Here is a 17,681-nt window from a genome sequence, read left to right as displayed (position 1 = left end):
GTGAGGAGCCTCGCCGCCGGCACCCGGGTGACGGTGGAGGCGCCGGCCACCAGCGCCAACCTCGGTCCCGGCTTCGACTGCTTCGGGCTCGCCCTCGACTGGCGCGAGACCGTCGAGCTCGAGGTGCTGGCGTCCGGGGTGCGCGTCGACGTGACCGGCGAGGGCAGCGACGTGCTGCCGCGCGACGAGTCGCACCTCGTGCTCCGCTGCGTGACCGAGGGCCTGGACGACCTCGGCGTACGCGCACCCGGCCTGGGTCTGCGCGGCCACAACACCATCCCGCACGGCCGCGGCCTCGGGTCCTCCTCCGCCGCGATCGTCGCCGGCTTCGTCGCCGCCCGGGCGCTCGCCGGGGTGGAGCCGGACGCGCGCTGGGTGCTCCGGCACGCCAACCGGGTCGAGGGCCACCCCGACAACGTCGCGGCCGCCATCCACGGCGGCTTCGTGATGGCGTACGGGCACGGCGACGACGTGGCGGTGGTCGCAGGCCGGGTGCACCCCGACCTGCGCGCCGCCGTCGCCGTCCCCGAGGTGGCCGTCGAGACGCGCGCGGCGCGCCGGCTGCTGCCCGCGGTGGTCCCGCACGCCGACGCCGCGGCCGACGCCGGGCGCGCGGCGCTGCTCGTGCACGCGGTCGCCGAGGACCCGACCCTGCTGCACGCGGGCACCCAGGACTGGCTGCACCAGCGCTACCGCGAGCCGGCCATGCCGGACGCGTACGCGCTGATGGCCCGGCTGCGCGCGGCCGGTTTCGCCGCCGCCATCAGCGGCGCGGGTCCCACCGTGGTCGTGCTCGGCACGGAGCGCGACCTCGTGGGGCTGGAGGCGGCCGAGCCCGGGACCCGGTTCCGGCGGCTGGGAATCGGACGACCCGCCCGGGCGTTGTGAAGCCTGACCGGCATTCAGCCGGGACAGTGCAAGCCTGAACTTGCTCGACACAGCCGGTGCCTCTCCGGTCCAGCCTTCGCTGGATCCGAGGACACCCGAAGAACTGGTCCTGCTGCGCCTTTCCTGACGGCGCGACGCCAACCCCGTGTCAAGCACTGCGTCACTTTCCGCAGCCCCCACGCGCCCGACGACGGGCAGCAGGCTGCGGGAGGGCCTCACACACCACCGGCCGAGGTGAACCACCCGGCCCTGGACTGGGACACACGCGTGGCCCACTCCGAAAGGACACACTTTGACCGACACCCTGATGAGCGAAGCCTCGGCGCAGGCTGCTGTCGACGGGCCCGCCGAGGGCGGCGCCCGCAAGCGCCGCGGCAGCGGGCTGGACTCGATGGTCCTGCCCGAGCTCAAGCAGCTGGCCAGCTCGCTGGGCCTCAAGGGCACCGGCGCCATGCGCAAGGGCCAGCTGATCTCCGCCATCCAGAGCGCCCAGACGGGCGGCTCCAACGGCGGTTCCTCGAGCAGCAGTTCCTCGAACGGCGGCTCCACCAACGGCGGGTCCTCGAACGAGGCTGCTTCCTCCTCCGGGGGCGACGCGGCCGAGGCCGGTTCCGGCGGACGCCGTCGCCGCTCGGCGACGCGTGCTGCGGGCGAGCCCACGGTGAGCGACGGCGGCGAGTCCCGCGGCGGCGAGACCCGGCGCGGCGACGAGATCGCCAACGCCCTGCACGAGCTGCGCGAGAACGCCCCGCAGGCCCGGGAGGCGTCCGCGCCGGCCGAGCGCCAGACGCAGGGCGACGCGAACGGCGCCGAGCAGCAGAGCGGCCGGCAGGACGGCGGCCAGGAGCGTTCCGAGCGTCGCGACGACGGTGACCGCGACGGCAACGACGGCGAGCGCCGTCAGCGCAACCGCGACGGCCAGCGCGACGACCGCCAGCAGAACGACCGCCAGCAGGACCGGCAGCGCGACGACCGGCAGCAGGACCGCCAGCGTGACGACCGTCAGCAGGGCGACCGGCAGCAGGACCGCCAGCAGGACCGTCAGCGTGACGACCGGCAGGGCGACCGCCAGCGCGACGACCGTCAGCAGAACGACCGCCAGGGCCAGCGTGACGGCTCCGGCGGCCAGCAGCGCGACACCGGTCGCAACGCCGGCGGCCAGAGCCAGCAGAACCGGTACGACGACGACGACGAGGGCGGTGGCCGCCGCGGCCGTCGCCGTCGCAGCCGCGACCGGCAGAACCGCCGCCCCGGCACCACCGGGCGCAGCGGCGGCATGGACCGCTACGAGAACGAGCCCACGGTCAGCGAGGACGACGTCCTCGTCCCCGCCCGCGGCATCCTCGACGTGATGGACAGCTACGCGTTCGTCCGGACCAGCGGCTACCTGCCCAGCCCCGAGGACGCGTACGTCTCGCTCGCCATGGTCAAGAAGTTCGGCCTGCGCAAGGGCGACGTCGTCACCGGCCAGCTGCGCCAGTCCAAGGAGGGCGACAGCAAGGCCAAGTTCAACCCGCTGGTCAAGCTCGAGACCGTCAACGGCGGCGACCCCGAGGCGGCGCGCAACCGTCCGGAGTTCGCCAAGCTGACCCCGCTCTACCCGCAGGAGCGGCTCAAGCTGGAGACGACCTCCACCCAGCTGGCCACGCGCATCGTCGACCTGATGGCGCCGATCGGCAAGGGCCAGCGCGCCCTCATCGTCAGCCCGCCCAAGGCCGGCAAGACGATGATGATGCAGTCGATCGCCAACGCGATCGCCGCGAACAACCCCGAGGTCCACCTCATGGTGGTGCTCGTCGACGAGCGTCCGGAGGAGGTCACCGACTTCCAGCGGACGGTCAAGGGCGAGGTCATCGCCTCGACCTTCGACCGGCCGGCCGGCGACCACACGACCGTGGCCGAGCTCGCGATCGAGCGGGCCAAGCGCCTGGTCGAGGCGGGCAAGGACGTGGTCGTCCTGCTCGACGGCATCACCCGCCTGAGCCGCGCGTACAACCTCGCGGCCCCGGCCTCGGGCCGGATCCTGTCCGGTGGTGTCGACTCGGCGGCGCTCTACCCGCCGAAGCGGTTCCTGGGTGCGGCGCGCAACATCGAGGGCGGCGGTTCGCTGACCATCCTCGCCACGGCGCTCATCGAGACCGGCTCCAAGATGGACGAGGTGATCTTCGAGGAGTTCAAGGGCACCGGCAACTCGGAGATCCGGCTGCGCCGCGAGTTCGCGGAGAAGCGCATCTTCCCGGCCATCGACGTGGACGCCTCGAGCACCCGTCGCGAGGAGCTGCTCATGTCCCGCGAGGAGCTCAACATCGTGTGGAAGCTCCGCCGCGTCATCGGCGGCCTCGACAGCCTCCAGGGCCTGGAGACGCTGCTCGACCGGCTCAAGAAGACGGAGAGCAACCGCGACTTCATGGTGGCGATCACCAAGTCGATGCCGGCCTGACCTCCCGCCCACGCCCGTCCGGGCGCTGAGGGGTCCGACCCCGGTCTGCGCTGCGCCGCGTCGTCCACCGTCACCGACGGTGGGCGGCGCGGCGCTCGTCTGCCGCCCCGCCCGTCCACCGCCCGACCGGCGAGGAGCCGTGATGAACGCGTCGTCCGCCGCACGCCGCGGGCTGGTCCAGATCTCGCTCGCCGGCGTCCTGTGGGGCACCGGCGGCCTGGCGGTCCAGCTCGTCCGCGAGCGCGTGCCGATGTCGGTGCTCACGATCAGCGCCTGGCGGATGGGCCTGGCCGCGGTCGTCCTGCTGCTTGCGATGCTCGTGCTGCGCGGGCTCCCCGACGTGCGGCGGCTGCTGCGGGAGCGGCCCGGCACCGCGGTCGCGGTCGGCCTGGGGACCGGCGCCTACCAGGCCCTCTACTTCGCCGCGGTCGTGAACGTCGGGGTCACCGTCGCCACCGTGATCGCGCTCGGGCTGGCCCCGGTGCTCCTGACCCTGGTCGACAGCGTCCGGTCCCGGCGCGCGCCCGGCCCGACGCGGGCGCTCGTGCTGGTCGCGGCCCTCGGCGGCCTGGTCCTCGTCAGCAGCTCGGCCGGGACGTCGGTGACCGGCCCGCGACCGCTCCTCGGGGTGCTGCTCGCCATCGCGTCGGGGACGACGTACGCCGTCTCCACCGCTCTCGGTCGGCGGGTCGCCGGCGTCTCCAGCCCGCTCGCGCTGGCGACGGTGACCTCCTGCGCGGGTGCGGTCGGGCTCCTGCCGCTCGGGCTGCTCGCCCCCGGGCCGCACCTCAGCGGCGACCCCGTCGTGGTCGGGCTGCTCGCCTACCTGGGCGTGCTCACGCTCGCGCTCGCGTACGCGCTGCTCTACGCCGGGCTGAGGACCGTGGCGGGCAGCGCCGCGGTCGTGGCCACGCTCCTCGAGCCGCTCACCGCGGCGGTGCTGGCGGCGCTCGTGCTGGGGGAGCGGCTGGGTCCCCTGGGCCTGGTCGGCGGCGCGCTCATCCTGCTCGCGGTGGCCGGTTCGGCGGGTGGGAGACCCGAGCCGATCAGGCCCTGAGGACCGGGACTAAATCGCGCGCTTTGGCGTTGTAGATCCCGTACGGCAAGATTGATCCTCGGTGCCGGTTCACGCCCGTCTGGCGACCCGGCCCAAACACAAGGAGACCCACATGAAGGCCAACATCCACCCCGCTTACGCGGACACCCAGGTCACCTGCACCTGCGGCAACACGTTCACGACCAAGAGCACCGGCGGCGAGACCATGCGCGTCGACGTCTGCTCGGCGTGCCACCCGTTCTACACGGGCAAGCAGAAGATCCTCGACACCGGCGGCCGCGTCGCCCGGTTCGAGAAGCGCTACGCCGCCTCCCAGGCCGCGAAGAAGGCTTAGCACCACCGAGCGCCGGGAGCGGGGACCACGTCCTCGCTCCCGGCGCTTCGTACGTCCTGAGCCGGTGCGATCGAGGGGGACCCATGTTCGAGTCAGCTGAGCCTCTGCGCGCGGAGTTCGCGCAGCTCGAGGCCGCCCTGGCCGACCCCTCGACCCACACCGACCTGGCGAAGGCGCGGCGCGTCGGGCGCCGCTACGCCGAGCTGACGCCGATCGTGCGCGGGCTCGACGAGTACCACCGCCTGAACGAGGACCTGGCCGCCGCCCGTGAGCTGGCGCCGGACGACCCGACCTTCGCGGTCGAGGCCGAGGAGCTGGAGCGGAAGCTGGTTCCCGTGGTGGACCGCCTGACCCGGCTGCTCGCTCCCCGCGACCCCAACGACTCCGCCGACGCGCTGATCGAGATCAAGTCCGGCGAGGGCGGTGAGGAGTCCGCGCTCTTCGCGGGCGACCTGCTGAAGATGTACTCCCGCTACGCGGAGACGCGGGGCTGGAAGGTCGAGGTCCTCGACGCGCAGGAGACCGACCTCGGCGGCTACCGCACGGTGACCGTCGCGGTGAAGGCGCCCAGCGTGGGGGAGCCCGACCAGATGCCGTTCGGCGTGCTCAAGTTCGAGGGCGGCGTGCACCGCGTGCAGCGGGTGCCCGTCACCGAGTCCCAGGGCCGCGTGCACACGTCCGCGGCCGGGGTGCTGGTGATGCCCGAGGTCGAGGAGACCGAGGTCGAGATCAACCCCGACGACCTCCGGATCGACGTCTACCGGAGCTCCGGCCCGGGCGGGCAGGGCGTGAACACGACCGACTCGGCCGTGCGCATCACCCACCTGCCGACGGGCATCGTCGTGTCCATGCAGAACGAACGCTCCCAGCTGCAGAACCGCGAGCAGGCCATGCGCATGCTCCGCGCCCGGCTCATCGCCGCGGCCGAGGAGGAGGCCGCCAGCTCGGCCTCGGCGGCCCGGCGCAGCCAGGTCCGCACGGTGGACCGCTCCGAGCGGATCCGCACCTACAACTACCCCGAGAACCGGATCTCCGACCACCGGATCGGCTTCAAGGCCTACAACCTCGACCAGGTGCTGAACGGCGAGCTGCAGCCCGTCATCACGGCGCTCCAGGAGGCCGACACTGCGGCCCGCCTGGACGCCGTGGGCGAGCCGGCCTGACGCGCGGGAGCGAACGATGACGAACGCGCCGCACGCCGTCCGGGCCGTCCTCCGCGACGCCGCGAACCGGCTGCGGGAGGCTGGCGTGGCCTCCCCGGACGCCGACGCGCGGACGCTGCTGGCGTACGTGTGCGGCATCGAGCCGGCCCGGATCCCGCTGCTGGACGGGCTCGACGACGAGGCGGTCGCGGCGTTCGAGCGGCTGGTCACGAGCCGGGCGGCCCGGGTCCCGCTCCAGCACCTGACGGGTCGTGCCTACTTCCGCCACGTCGAGCTCGAGGTCGGACCGGGGGTCTTCGTGCCCCGGCCCGAGACGGAGGTCATGACGGGTTGGGCGATCGACGCGCTGCGCCCGATGGTCGCGGACGGCGGCCGACCCCGCGTGGTCGAGCTGTGCAGCGGCTCCGGCGCGATCGCCAAGGCGCTCGCCACCGAGCTGATGTTCCTCGACGTGTACGCGGTCGAGGTCTCGCCCGAGGCGGCCGCGTACGCCCGGCGCAACCTGGCCGACACCCTCGTCGAGCTCTACGTCGGCGACATGGCCGACGCCCTGCACGTGCTCGACGGCCAGGTCGACCTCGTCATCGCCAACCCGCCCTACATCCCCCTCGACGCGTACGCCTCGGTCACGCCCGAGGTGCGTGACCACGACCCGCTGCCCGCGCTCTTCTCGGGCGAGGACGGGCTGGACGCGATCCGGGTCGTCACGGCGGTCGCCACCCGGCTGCTGCGCCCCGGCGGCCTGCTCTGCTTCGAGCACGCCGACGTGCAGGGGGAGTCCGCGCCGGCCGTGGTGACCCGCAGCGACGCCTTCAGCGGCATCCGCGACCACGTCGACCTGACCGGCCGGCCGCGCTTCGTGACGGCGGTCCGCCGGACCGCTGGCAGGATGGCCGGGTGAGCGTGCAGCCGGACGAGGACGAGGGCGAGAGCGTCGAGCTCGAGGAGCGGGAGATCGACGACGCGGTCTACGACCGCTTCGACTGCACGGTCGACGACGAGGACGAGGTCACCCGGGCGGTGGACGCCGCCCGACGGGCCGTCGAGGACGGCGAGTGCATCGTGCTGCCGACCGACACCGTCTACGGCATCGGGGCGGACGCCTTCAGCGCCGACGCCGTGCAGGGGCTCCTGAACGCCAAGAACCGCGGGCGCGACATGCCACCGCCGGTGCTCATCGGCGACGCCAGCCTCGTCCGGGCCCTGGCCAGCGACGTGCCGGACCAGGCGCGCGAGCTCGTCGAGGTGCACTGGCCCGGCCCCCTGACGATCGTCTGCCGGATCCAGCCCAGCCTGCGGATGGACCTCGGCGACACCGACGGGACGATCGCGCTGCGGGTGCCCGACCACGCGCTCGCCCGCGAGATCCTCCGCCGCACCGGCCCGCTGGCCGTGAGCAGCGCGAACATCTCCGGACGACCGGCCGCCCTCACCTGCGACGACGCCGTCGAGCAGCTCGGCGACCGGGTGTCGGTCTACCTCGACGGCGGCCCGCTCGGTTCCGTGGCGGACGACGCGGCCGGGGACCGGCAGGCCCTGCCGTCGACCATCGTCGACTTCACCCGCCGTGACGACGGCCAGCTGCTGCGCCGCGGGGCCCTCAGCCTCGAGACGTTGCGCGAGGTGCTGCCCGGCCTCGCCGACCTGGAGGACGCGCCGGCGGCGACGGCGGTCGCGGCGCCCGAGCAGGTCCCGGCGGAGGAGGACGCGCCCACGGAACCCGAGCAGCCCGCGGAACCCGCCGAGACCACCGCACCTGCGGAACCCGCCGAGGCCACTGCACCCGCTGAGCCCGCCGAGCCCGCGCCGCAGCCCGCCGCCCGGCCCCAGCCCGATGAACCGCGCGTCGAGCCCGAGCCGACCCCCTAGGACATGTCTCCCCATTCCAGCGGGCACCGGCGCGGCCCCGCATCCCGACCGACGGCGTCGGCCTCGCTCAGCGCAGCCCGCTGCGCTTTCGCTCCTCCGCCTTGCCGGACCGGGCGCGGCTGCCACGCCCGCGCCTGCTGGACATGGGGAGGCACGCCCTAGTGCGCGAGTACCTGCTCGTCCTCCTGGTGGCCGCCGCCGTCACGTACCTCGGTAGCGCCTTCTGCCGGCGCCTCGCCTTCCGGGTCGGCGCGCTGGCCCGGGTGCGCGACCGGGACGTCCACACCATCGAGATGCCCTACTTCGGGGGCATCGCGATGCTCGGCGGGGTCGGGGCGGCGCTGCTGCTGTCGTGGCAGCTGCCGTTCCTCGGGAGCCAGGCGACGGTGCAGCAGGACTCCCGGGCCGTGCTGGTCGCGGCGGCGGTCATCGGGGTCGTCGGGGTCCTCGACGACGTGTACGAGCTGCCCGCGCTGGCCAAGTTCGCGGGGCAGGTGCTGGCGGCCGGCGTCGCGGTCGCCCTCGGCGTCAAGGTGCTGTGGATCCCGGTCCCGGGCAACCCGATCCTGCTGGACCAGTTCTCCTCGATCGCGATCACCGCGTTCTTCATCCTGGTCTGCTGCAACGCGGTGAACTTCGTGGACGGCCTCGACGGCCTGGCCACGGGCGTCGTCGGCATCGGCGCGTTCGCGTTCTTCACCTACACGTACGTCTACACGGTCAGCCAGGGGCTGACGCGCGCGACGACGTCCAGCCTGATCAGCGTGGTGATCGTCGGGGTCTGCCTCGGCTTCCTGCCGCACAACTTCTTCCCGGCGCGGATGTTCATGGGCGACTCGGGCTCGATGCTGCTCGGGCTGCTGCTGGCGACCTCCACGGTCAGCCTCACCGGCCAGATCGACCCCTCGCAGCTGGCGAGCGACCGGGGCCTGGTGCCCACGATCCTGCCCCTCGTGCTGCCGCTGGCTATCCTGGCGCTGCCCTTCCTCGACCTGGTGCTGGCGTTCATCAGGCGCACGTACGCGGGCAAGTGGTGGTTCCTGCCCGACAAGCAGCACCTGCACCACCGGCTGCTCCAGCGCGGCCACAGCCAGCGGCGCGCGGTGCTGCTCATGTACGTCTGGTCGGGGCTCGTCTCCTTCGGCGTGATCGGGCTCGGCCTGGTCCACGGCAGCCGTCAGTGGACCGTCGCGGCCGTCGTCGCGGTGCTCGCCCTGGTGCTGCTGCTCGTCACCCTCGGGCGCCGTCCCGTGCGCCCCGTGAAGGTCCGCCCGGAGCCGGAGCGGGCCGGGGTCGGCCTGCGCGACTGAGGACCCCCAGAGGGCCTGTGCGGGCGTCGTGCGAGCCCGCCCGGAACCCCCTCCGGAGCGTCCCGGCACGCGGGTCGCGGTCGGGCGGAGGGGTCAGCCTGTGCTAACTTCTTGGCCTCGCAGCCCCGGCGCCAGGCGCCACTCGCTCCTCCGCGCAACGGCGCCCCGACCAGCAAGGACTGCCCGATCTCCATGTCGACCCATCCTGCCGAGCGTGCTCGGACGCCCCGCAGCGTGCACGTCGAACGGGCGCGCAAGCTGCTCTTCGGCGGCCTCGCGGGCGGCGTCGGCGCGGCGGTCGTGGCCATGATCGGCTTCGGCATCGGCATGGGGGTGCGCGGCCTCGCGTCCGCCGCCCTCGCCTCGGTGATGGTGCTGTTCTTCTACAGCGTCGGGCAGCTCGTGATGGTGAGGTTCGCCGACGCGGGCGCGCGGCTGCTGCTCTCGGTGGCTCTGGCCAGCTACACCGGTCGCGTCGTCGTGCTGGGCCTGCTGCTGCTCCTGTACGCCCGCTTCTCCGACCGCTTCCCGGTCGTCCCGATGGTGGTCTTCCTCTCGACGGTCGCGGTCGTCGTGGGCTGGCTCGTCGTCGAGGTGATCGTCTTCTCCCGGCTGCGGATCAGCGTCTACGACGCGAACGACGAGACCCCCGCGCCCGAGCACGAGCCCGTCCCGTGAGCGCGTCCACGCACGATCAGCGCCCCGCCGCGGCTGCTAGCGTGAGCGCCGCGATGACGCAGGGGGAGCAGCGGGACCAGGGTCGGTCCGCGCCGGACAACGCGGCGATGGACCAGGGCATGCGCGTGCTCTCCTACCTGATCTCCGGCGTGCTCTTCTACGGCGCACTGGGCTGGGTGGGCGACCACTTCCTGCGCACCAACTTCTTGCTGCCGGTCGGCATCCTCCTCGGAGCGGGCCTCGGCATCTATCTGACGATCAAGCGGCTGCAGGCGACCGAGCCGGCGCAGCCTTCCACGAAGGTGACGGAGGGAGAACGGTGAGCGGGTTGTCCGCGCTGATCCCCCTGGAGGGCTATCAGCCACCCGGGGTCGAGAGCTTTGACCTGCCCCCGCTCATCCCCGGGCAGGACTGGGCGAACAAGTACCTGCTCCAGGCCGTCGTGTCGGTCGTCCTGATCTTCGTCTTCTGGCGCGTGATGTCGCGGAAGAACGCGCTGGTCCCCAGCAAGGGCCAGTTCATCGGCGAGTCCGCGTACATGTTCGTACGCAACTCGATCGCCCGGGACACCATCGGCCACGACTTCAAGAAGTGGGTCCCGCTCCTCATCGCGCTGTTCAGCTTCGTGCTGGTCAACAACCTGTGGGGCGTCTTCCCGCTGACCCTGATGCCGACCGCCGCGCACGTCGGCTGGGCGTACGGGCTCGCGGGCCTGGTCTGGCTGATCTACAACGGCATCGGCATCAAGAAGTTCGGTCCGGTCGGCTACCTCAAGCACGCGACCATGCCGCCCGGCGTGCCCGGCCCGATGCTGATCATCGTCGCGCCGCTGGAGTTCCTCTCCAACATCATCGTGCGGCCGGCGACGCTGTCGCTGCGACTCTTCGCGAACATGTTCGCGGGCCACCTGCTGGTCCTCGTCTTCGTGCTCGGCGGGGAGTACCTGCTGCTCCACAGCGAGCCGGTCATCAACAAGGTCGCCGGTGTGGCGTCCCTGCTGTTCAGCCTCTTGATCTTCGGTCTGGAGATCTTCGTCCAGTCGCTGCAGGCCTACATCTTCACGATGCTCACCGCCCAGTACATCTCCTCGGCCACCGCCGAGGAGCACTGACCGCCACCCCTCCGCTGACCGCCAGCGGAGAACCGAAAGGAACCACCACATGACTCCCCTGGAGCTCGTCGGCTCGCTCGGCATCGTCGGCTACGGTCTCGGCGCCATCGGCCCCGGTATCGGCGTGGGTCTGATCTTCGCCGCCGTCATCGAGGGCACCGCCCGCCAGCCCGAGGCCCGCGGTGCGATGCTCAGCACCGCGTTCATCGGCTTCGCGCTGACCGAGGCGCTCGCGATCATCGGCATCGCGCTCGCCTTCGTGTTCGGCTTCGTCGGTCAGTGACGCGGCGGTCCTGATGACCCCCCTCCTCACCCCACTGGCGGAGAACCCGCTCCTCCCGGCGCCCTTCGAGATCGTCGCGGCGATCGTCTTCGCGCTGCTGCTCTGGTTCCTGATCGCCAAGTACGTCGTCCCCGGTTTCGAGAAGACCTACGCTGAGCGCACCGAGGCCATCCAGGGCGGCATCGAGAAGGCCGAGCGCGCCCAGGCCGAGGCCCAGGTCGCGCTCGAGCAGTACCAGGCGCAGCTCAACGAGTCGCGCAGCGAGGCTGCCAAGATCCGCGAGGACGCCAAGACGCAGGGCAGCCAGATCCTGGCCGAGATGCGTGAGCAGGCCCAGGCCGAGGCGAACCGCATCCGCACCCAGACGCAGGCGCAGCTGGAGGCGGAGCGCACGCAGGTGATGACGCAGCTCCGGAACGAGATCGGTGGCATGGCCACCACGCTCGCCGGCCGGATCGTCGGCGAGAGCCTCGACGACGACGAGCGTGCCCGTCGCACGGTCGACCGCTTCATCGCCGACCTCGAGTCCGAGCAGGCCGGCACGTCGGGCGAGCCGAGCACCGCAGGCCTGTCATGACGGTGAGCGACACCCAGCTGTACGCGCTGGACGGGGTGCTCGACGAGCGCTACGGCCGCGCGAGCAGCCGTGCCGACGGGGGCTTCCTCAGCCGCGTCGTCGGCGCGGTGACGAACGCGCCCGACCCGGCCGACCTGGACACGCTGGCGCCCGACCTCTTCGCGGTCGTGGACGCGCTGGGCTCCTCGGTCGCGCTGCGTCGTGCGGTCACCGACCCGGGGACGGAGGCCGCGCAGCGCCAGGGCCTGGTGCGCGGCCTGCTCGACGGCAAGGTGTCGCGCACGGCGCTGGAGGTCGTGGTCGAGGCGGCCGGGATGCGCTGGGGGACGGGACAGACCTTCGTCGCCGCCCTCGAGCGCCAGGCCGTCCGCGCCGAGCTGCTGTCGGCGGAACGCGCCGGCGTGCTCGACGAGACCGAGGACGAGCTCTTCCGTTTCGCCCGGCTGGTGGAGTCCGACCCGGAGCTGCGCAACGCGTTCTCCGACCGGGCGATGCCGCTCTCCGCGCGGCAGGACCTGGTCGGCGACCTGCTGTCCGGTCGTGCCGGCGACGCCACCGTGGCGCTGGCCCGGCGGGCCGTGGTCGCACGCGAGCGGACCTTCGCCCACACGATCGAGGGCTACGTCGACCTCGCCGCAGCGCAGCGCAACCGCGTCGTGGCGACGGTCCGCGTGGCTCGGCCGCTGGACGACGAGCAGCGCCGGCGGCTGCAGGCCGCGCTGGCCCGCCAGGTCGGTCGCGACCTCGTGATCCAGGAGGTCATCGACCCGGACGTGCTCGGCGGGGTCCGGGTCGAGCTCGGCGACGAGGTCGTCGAGGGCACCGTCGCAGGGCGGCTCGACGAGGCCCGTCGGCTCTTCGGCAACGCATAACTTGTCCGGCCGAGAAAACTTGAATCAGCACGCGTGACGACACGACGAACGAGAGCAGGCAGCAGGCGATGGCAGAACTGACGATCCGTCCCGAAGAGATCCGGGAAGCGCTGGACCGCTTCGTCCAGAGCTACACCCCGGACACGTCCAGCCGCGAGGAGGTCGGCACCGTCGTCAGCTCCGGCGACGGCATCGCCCGCGTCGAGGGTCTGCCCTCGGCGATGGCGAACGAGCTGCTCACCTTCGAGAACGGCACCCTGGGCATCGCCCTGAACCTCGACGTCCGCGAGATCGGCGTCGTCGTCATGGGTGACTCCGAGGGCATCGAGGAGGGCCAGGTCGTCCGGCGGACCGGTGACGTCCTCTCGGTCCCGGTCGGCGACGGCTACCTCGGCCGCACGGTCGACGCGCTCGGCAACCCGATCGACGGGCTCGGCGAGATCACCGACCTCGACGGCCGGCGTCAGCTCGAGCTCCAGGCCGCCGGCGTGATGGACCGCCAGGAGGTCCGCCAGCCGCTGCAGACCGGCATCAAGGCCATCGACGCCATGATCCCGATCGGCCGGGGCCAGCGCCAGCTGATCATCGGTGACCGCAAGACCGGCAAGTCCGCGATCGCGCTCGACACGATCATCAACCAGCGCGATGCCTGGGCGAGCGGTGACCCCGAGCAGCAGGTGCGCTGCATCTACGTCGCGATCGGCCAGAAGGGCTCGACCGTCGCCGGCATCCGTGGCCAGCTGGAAGAGGCCGGTGCGCTCGAGTACACGACGATCGTGCACGCGCCCGCGTCCGACGCCGCCGGCTTCAAGTACGTCGCGCCCTACACCGGCTCGGCCATCGGCCAGCACTGGATGTACCAGGGCAAGCACGTCCTGATCGTCTTCGACGACCTCACCAAGCACGCCGAGGCCTACCGCGCCATGTCCTTGCTGCTGCGTCGTCCGCCGGGCCGCGAGGCCTACCCCGGCGACGTCTTCTACCTGCACTCGCGGCTGCTCGAGCGCTGCGCCAAGCTCTCCAAGGAGCTGGGTGGCGGCTCGATGACGGGTCTGCCGGTCATCGAGACGAAGGCCAACGACGTGTCGGCCTTCATCCCGACGAACGTCATCTCCATCACGGACGGCCAGATCTTCCTGCAGTCCGACCTCTTCAACGCCAACCAGCGTCCCGCCATCGACGTCGGCATCTCGGTGTCGCGGGTCGGCGGCGCGGCCCAGACCAAGGCCATGAAGAAGGTGTCGGGCTCGCTCAAGCTGGAGCTCGCGCAGTTCCGGGACATGCAGGCCTTCGCCATGTTCGCCTCGGACCTGGACGCCACCACCCGGCGCCAGCTCGACCGCGGCTCCCGGCTGACCGAGCTGCTGCGGCAGCCCCAGTACTCCCCGTACCCCATCGAGGAGCAGGTCGTCTCCGTGTGGGCGGGCCTGCAGGGCCTGCTCGACGAGGTGCCCGTCGACGACGTGCTCCGCTTCGAGCGCGAGCTGCTGGACTACCTGCGTCACAACGGCAGCGCCCTGCAGAACATCCGCGAGACCAAGCTGTTCGACGATGACACGGCCGAGGGCCTGCGGACGCAGATCGCCGAGTTCAAGCGTGGCTTCCAGACCAGCGAGGGCAAGCTGCTCGCGGGTCGCGAGGAGCACGACGCGACGGACCCGGACGACGTGAACCAGGAGCAGATCGTCAAGCAGCGGAGAAGCTGACGTGCCTGCGAGCCTGAGGGAGCTGCGCGAGCGCCGGAGCTCGGTGACGACCACCAAGAAGGTCACCCGGGCGATGGAGCTCATCGCGGCGTCGCGCATCGTCAAGGCGCAGCAGCGTGCCCAGTCGTCGGCCCCGTACGCCCGTGAGCTGACGCGGGCGGTGTCGGCGGTGGCCACGTTCTCGAACGTGGACCACCCGCTGACCACGGAGGCGGAGAACCCGACCCGTGCCGCGGTGCTCCTGATCACCTCGGACCGGGGTCTGGCCGGGGCGTACTCGTCCTCGGTCATCCGGGCGGGGGAGGAGCTCAACCAGCTGCTCCGCGAGAACGGCAAGACGGCCGTGCCGTACCTGGCCGGCCGCAAGGCTGCCGCGTTCTACAAGTTCCGGCAGCGTCCGATCGCCGGCCAGTGGGAGGGCTTCTCCGAGTCCCCGAGCTACGCCCAGGCCCGCGAGATCGCCGACGAGCTCATCAAGGCGTTCCTGACGCCGACGGAGGAGGGTGGCGTGGACGAGATCCACGTCGTCTACACCCGGTTCGTGTCGATGCTCACGCAGACGGCCGAGGTCATCCGGCTCCTGCCGCTCGAGGTCGTGGAGGGCGAGGAGCCCCCCGCGGACAGCGAGCTGCTGCCGCTGTACGAGTTCGAGCCGGACGCGGAGACCGTCCTCGACGAGCTGCTCCCGCTCTACGTGGCCAGCCGCATCCAGTACTGCCTGCTGCAGGGGGCCGCGTCCGAGCTGGCGAGCCGGCAACGGGCGATGAAGTCGGCCACGGACAACGCGCAGCAGCTGATCGAGCGGCTCACCCGCGAGGCCAACCAGGCACGGCAGGCCGAGATCACCCAGGAGATCTCCGAGATCGTCGGGGGTGCCGCGGCTCTGGCCGACGCCTCCTCCGGCAGCGACTAGAACGTAGGAAGAAGGAGCATCATGAGCGTAGCTTTCAGCCCCGAGACGACCCAGGCCCCCACCGCCGGTGGCGTCGGCCGGGTGTCCCGGGTGATCGGTCCCGTCGTCGACGTCGAGTTCCCGGTCGACCAGATGCCCGACATCTACAACGCGCTGCAGGTCGACATCACCATCGGTGACCAGACCCGGACCATGACGATGGAGGTCGCGCTGCAGATCGGCGACAACCTCGTCCGGGCCATCGCCCTCAAGCCGACCGACGGCATGCGCCGCGGGTCGGAGGTCCGCGACACCGGTGCGGCGATCTCGGTCCCGGTGGGCGACGTCACGAAGGGCCACGTCTGGGACGTGACCGGCAACGTCCTCGACGTCGAGCCGTCGACCATCCAGGTCGACGAGCGCTGGTCCATCCACCGCCCGCCGCCCAAGTTCGACCAGCTCGAGTCCAAGACCGAGATGCTCGAGACCGGCATCAAGGTGCTGGACCTGCTGACCCCGTACGTGACGGGCGGCAAGATCGGCCTGTTCGGCGGCGCCGGCGTCGGCAAGACCGTCATGATCCAGGAGATGATCTACCGGATCGCCCACAACTTCGGCGGCACCTCAGTGTTCGCCGGCGTGGGCGAGCGGACCCGCGAGGGCAACGACCTCATCAACGAGATGGAGGAGGCCGGCGTCCTCAAGGACACCGCCCTCGTCTTCGGGCAGATGGACGAGCCGCCGGGCACCCGGCTCCGCGTCGCGCTGTCGGCCCTCACCATGGCCGAGTACTTCCGCGACGTCCAGAACCAGGACGTGCTGCTCTTCATCGACAACATCTTCCGGTTCACGCAGGCCGGTTCGGAGGTCTCGACCCTCCTCGGGCGGATGCCGTCCGCGGTGGGCTACCAGCCCAACCTGGCCGACGAGATGGGTCAGCTGCAGGAGCGGATCACGTCGACCCGCGGCCACTCCATCACGTCGATGCAGGCGATCTACGTCCCCGCCGACGACTACACCGACCCGGCGCCGGCCACCACGTTCGCCCACCTCGACGCGACGACCGAGCTCAGCCGCGAGATCGCCTCCCGCGGTCTCTACCCGGCCGTGGACCCGCTCACCTCGACCAGCCGCATCCTCGACCCGCAGTACATCGGGCAGCGGCACTACGACGTCGCGGTGCAGGTCAAGCAGATCCTCCAGAAGAACAAGGACCTGCAGGACATCATCGCGATCCTCGGTGTCGACGAGCTGTCCGAGGAGGACAAGATCGCCGTCAACCGGGCCCGCCGGATCCAGCAGTTCCTGTCCCAGAACACCTTCATGGCCGAGAAGTTCACGAACATCCCGGGCTCGACCGTCCCGCTCTCGGAGACGATCGACAGCTTCGAGATGATCGTGTCCGGCAAGGTCGACCACATCGCCGAGCAGGCGTTCTTCAACGTGGGTGGCATGGAGGACGTGGAGCGTCGCTGGTCCGAGCTCCAGAAGGAAGGCTGACCGTGGCTGACGCCATGCAGGTCGAGGTCGTCTCCGCGGACCGGGTCGTCTGGTCCGGGGAGTCGCACAACGTCGTCGCGAAGACGACCGACGGCGAGATCGGCATCCTGCCGGGGCACGCCCCGGTGCTCGCCGTGCTGCAGCCCAGCGCTGTCGTGATCTTCTGCGACGACGGCAAGCGTGAGGTCGTGGCCGTCGACGGCGGGTTCGTGTCGGTGTCGCAGGGCCGCGTGTCGATCCTGTCCGAGTACGCCCAGCTGGCCGACGAGGTGTCGGTCGCGGAGGCGGAGCGTGAGCTCGCCGACGCGCAGCAGCGGCTCGACACGGGTGACGGCAGCGAGGAAGACCGCAAGCACTTCCAGCGGGCGACCGCCCAGCTGCGCGCGGCGCAGAAGCGGCAGTAGTCCCGGCGCGGGCCACGGCCCGTGCCACCCCCGTCCGGTGCAGCGACGCACCGTGCGGGGGTTGCTGGCATGCTCGCAGGCAGCGTGGGTGACAGGGAAGAGGGCGGTGGATGAGCGGCTGGCTGGGGGTCCTGGAGACCCTGGGTCTGCTGCTCGTGCTCGCCGTCCTGCTCCTGCTGCTGCTCGCCGTCCGCCGCCGGTGGCTCTCCCGCAGCGGCGGCACCTTCGAGTGCAGCCTGCGGGTCCGTACGGCGACGCCAGGGGCCGGCTGGGTGCTCGGGGTGGGTCGCTACCACGCCGGCCGGCTGGAGTGGTTCCGCTTCTTCTCGTTCGCCGTCCGGCCCCGCGAGACGTTCCCCCGCGGTCAGGTGCGCGTCGTCGACAGCCGTGACCCCGACCCGGTCGAGGCCGTGTCGCTGACGGCCGAGTCCCGGATCCTGGCGCTCGAGGTCGGGCCGCAGACGCGCGAGCTGGCGATGAGCGAGGACTCGATCCTCGGCCTGCTCGCCTGGCTCGAGGCCGCCCCGCCCGGTATCGCCTCCGCACGCGCCGACGGCCCGCCGACCTCCTGAGAGGTTGACGGGCCGTTCCGCGTCC

Annotated in this window: 19 protein-coding genes; all 19 read left to right on the top strand. The window is 71.8% G+C overall.

Annotated features, from left to right (window positions below; genetic code table 11):
- Entirely contained in the window at nucleotides 1-888 is an 888-nt protein-coding gene (gene thrB / locus ABD665_RS03870; protein ID WP_204912152.1) for a homoserine kinase, read from the top strand.
- 307 nt (nucleotides 889-1,195) lie between these two features.
- Nucleotides 1,196-3,328: a transcription termination factor Rho gene (gene rho, locus ABD665_RS03865; RefSeq protein WP_204912153.1), complete on the top strand. Its 2,133-nt coding sequence runs from the start codon at nucleotides 1,196-1,198 to the stop codon at nucleotides 3,326-3,328.
- A gap of 142 nt (nucleotides 3,329-3,470) precedes the next feature.
- Nucleotides 3,471-4,385, top strand: coding sequence for an EamA family transporter (locus ABD665_RS03860; RefSeq protein ID WP_204912154.1), 915 nt, complete (start codon nucleotides 3,471-3,473; stop codon nucleotides 4,383-4,385).
- A 112-nt stretch (nucleotides 4,386-4,497) separates the two neighbouring features.
- Entirely contained in the window at nucleotides 4,498-4,719 is a 222-nt protein-coding gene (gene rpmE, locus ABD665_RS03855) for a 50S ribosomal protein L31 (protein ID WP_204912155.1), read from the top strand.
- A gap of 83 nt (nucleotides 4,720-4,802) precedes the next feature.
- Complete coding sequence (prfA, locus tag ABD665_RS03850; protein ID WP_204912156.1) at nucleotides 4,803-5,882, top strand: peptide chain release factor 1; 1,080 nt, start codon at nucleotides 4,803-4,805, stop codon at nucleotides 5,880-5,882.
- Between the two features lie 16 nt (nucleotides 5,883-5,898).
- On the top strand, nucleotides 5,899-6,783 hold the full coding sequence (gene prmC / locus ABD665_RS03845; RefSeq protein ID WP_204912157.1) for a peptide chain release factor N(5)-glutamine methyltransferase: 885 nt from the start codon (nucleotides 5,899-5,901) through the stop codon (nucleotides 6,781-6,783).
- Nucleotides 6,780-7,751, top strand: coding sequence for an L-threonylcarbamoyladenylate synthase (locus ABD665_RS03840; RefSeq protein WP_344741124.1), 972 nt, complete (start codon nucleotides 6,780-6,782; stop codon nucleotides 7,749-7,751). The genes prmC and ABD665_RS03840 overlap by 4 nt, the downstream gene beginning before the upstream one ends.
- A 161-nt stretch (nucleotides 7,752-7,912) precedes the next feature.
- A complete protein-coding gene (locus ABD665_RS03835; RefSeq protein ID WP_204912158.1) occupies nucleotides 7,913-9,061 on the top strand; it encodes an MraY family glycosyltransferase in 1,149 nt (382 codons plus the stop codon).
- Between the two features lie 192 nt (nucleotides 9,062-9,253).
- Nucleotides 9,254-9,739: a hypothetical protein gene (locus tag ABD665_RS03830; RefSeq protein ID WP_204912159.1), complete on the top strand. Its 486-nt coding sequence runs from the start codon at nucleotides 9,254-9,256 to the stop codon at nucleotides 9,737-9,739.
- Between the two features lie 41 nt (nucleotides 9,740-9,780).
- Nucleotides 9,781-10,062: an AtpZ/AtpI family protein gene (locus ABD665_RS03825; RefSeq protein WP_344741121.1), complete on the top strand. Its 282-nt coding sequence runs from the start codon at nucleotides 9,781-9,783 to the stop codon at nucleotides 10,060-10,062.
- Nucleotides 10,059-10,850, top strand: coding sequence for a F0F1 ATP synthase subunit A (gene atpB / locus ABD665_RS03820; RefSeq protein WP_204912160.1), 792 nt, complete (start codon nucleotides 10,059-10,061; stop codon nucleotides 10,848-10,850). Before ABD665_RS03825 ends, atpB begins: the two co-directional genes overlap by 4 nt.
- Nucleotides 10,851-10,899: 49 nt before the next feature.
- Nucleotides 10,900-11,133, top strand: coding sequence for an ATP synthase F0 subunit C (gene atpE / locus ABD665_RS03815; protein ID WP_091074010.1), 234 nt, complete (start codon nucleotides 10,900-10,902; stop codon nucleotides 11,131-11,133).
- 13 nt (nucleotides 11,134-11,146) lie between these two features.
- The gene (locus tag ABD665_RS03810) at nucleotides 11,147-11,710 is read left to right on the top strand and encodes a F0F1 ATP synthase subunit B (RefSeq protein WP_204912161.1); all 564 of its coding nucleotides are present in this window, start codon (nucleotides 11,147-11,149) and stop codon (nucleotides 11,708-11,710) included.
- Nucleotides 11,707-12,582, top strand: a complete 876-nt coding sequence (locus ABD665_RS03805) for a F0F1 ATP synthase subunit delta (protein ID WP_204912162.1) — start codon at nucleotides 11,707-11,709, stop codon at nucleotides 12,580-12,582. Before ABD665_RS03810 ends, ABD665_RS03805 begins: the two co-directional genes overlap by 4 nt.
- A 68-nt stretch (nucleotides 12,583-12,650) precedes the next feature.
- Complete coding sequence (gene atpA / locus ABD665_RS03800) at nucleotides 12,651-14,288, top strand: F0F1 ATP synthase subunit alpha (protein WP_204912163.1); 1,638 nt, start codon at nucleotides 12,651-12,653, stop codon at nucleotides 14,286-14,288.
- A gap of 1 nt (nucleotide 14,289) precedes the next feature.
- Nucleotides 14,290-15,201: a F0F1 ATP synthase subunit gamma gene (locus ABD665_RS03795; protein ID WP_204912164.1), complete on the top strand. Its 912-nt coding sequence runs from the start codon at nucleotides 14,290-14,292 to the stop codon at nucleotides 15,199-15,201.
- 18 nt (nucleotides 15,202-15,219) lie between these two features.
- Entirely contained in the window at nucleotides 15,220-16,680 is a 1,461-nt protein-coding gene (atpD, locus tag ABD665_RS03790; protein WP_425562128.1) for a F0F1 ATP synthase subunit beta, read from the top strand.
- Nucleotides 16,681-16,682: 2 nt separating this feature from the next.
- Entirely contained in the window at nucleotides 16,683-17,084 is a 402-nt protein-coding gene (locus ABD665_RS03785; protein WP_204912166.1) for a F0F1 ATP synthase subunit epsilon, read from the top strand.
- A gap of 110 nt (nucleotides 17,085-17,194) precedes the next feature.
- Nucleotides 17,195-17,656, top strand: a complete 462-nt coding sequence (locus ABD665_RS03780; RefSeq protein WP_204912167.1) for a DUF2550 family protein — start codon at nucleotides 17,195-17,197, stop codon at nucleotides 17,654-17,656.
- Nucleotides 17,657-17,681: the final 25 nt, after the last annotated feature.

It is taken from the genome of Microlunatus spumicola (assembly GCF_039536445.1).
GTDB classification, from domain to species: domain Bacteria; phylum Actinomycetota; class Actinomycetes; order Propionibacteriales; family Propionibacteriaceae; genus Microlunatus; species Microlunatus spumicola.
The sequence above is the reverse complement of the archived record's forward strand: the minus strand, read 5'-3'. Positions and strand labels throughout refer to the sequence as shown.

Excerpts from the sequence above, each read along its gene's own strand:
- atpA (WP_204912163.1), top strand. The coding sequence starts at position 12,651 with ATGGCAGAACTGACGATCCGTCCCGAAGAGATCCGGGAAGCGCTGGAC.
- atpE (WP_091074010.1), top strand. The coding sequence starts at position 10,900 with ATGACTCCCCTGGAGCTCGTCGGCTCGCTCGGCATCGTCGGCTACGGT.
- ABD665_RS03805 (WP_204912162.1), top strand. The coding sequence starts at position 11,707 with ATGACGGTGAGCGACACCCAGCTGTACGCGCTGGACGGGGTGCTCGAC.
- ABD665_RS03860 (WP_204912154.1), top strand. The coding sequence starts at position 3,471 with ATGAACGCGTCGTCCGCCGCACGCCGCGGGCTGGTCCAGATCTCGCTC.
- rho (WP_204912153.1), top strand. The coding sequence starts at position 1,196 with ATGAGCGAAGCCTCGGCGCAGGCTGCTGTCGACGGGCCCGCCGAGGGC.
- ABD665_RS03780 (WP_204912167.1), top strand. The coding sequence starts at position 17,195 with ATGAGCGGCTGGCTGGGGGTCCTGGAGACCCTGGGTCTGCTGCTCGTG.
- rpmE (WP_204912155.1), top strand. The coding sequence starts at position 4,498 with ATGAAGGCCAACATCCACCCCGCTTACGCGGACACCCAGGTCACCTGC.
- ABD665_RS03810 (WP_204912161.1), top strand. The coding sequence starts at position 11,147 with ATGACCCCCCTCCTCACCCCACTGGCGGAGAACCCGCTCCTCCCGGCG.
- prfA (WP_204912156.1), top strand. The coding sequence starts at position 4,803 with ATGTTCGAGTCAGCTGAGCCTCTGCGCGCGGAGTTCGCGCAGCTCGAG.
- prmC (WP_204912157.1), top strand. The coding sequence starts at position 5,899 with ATGACGAACGCGCCGCACGCCGTCCGGGCCGTCCTCCGCGACGCCGCG.
- ABD665_RS03830 (WP_204912159.1), top strand. The coding sequence starts at position 9,254 with ATGTCGACCCATCCTGCCGAGCGTGCTCGGACGCCCCGCAGCGTGCAC.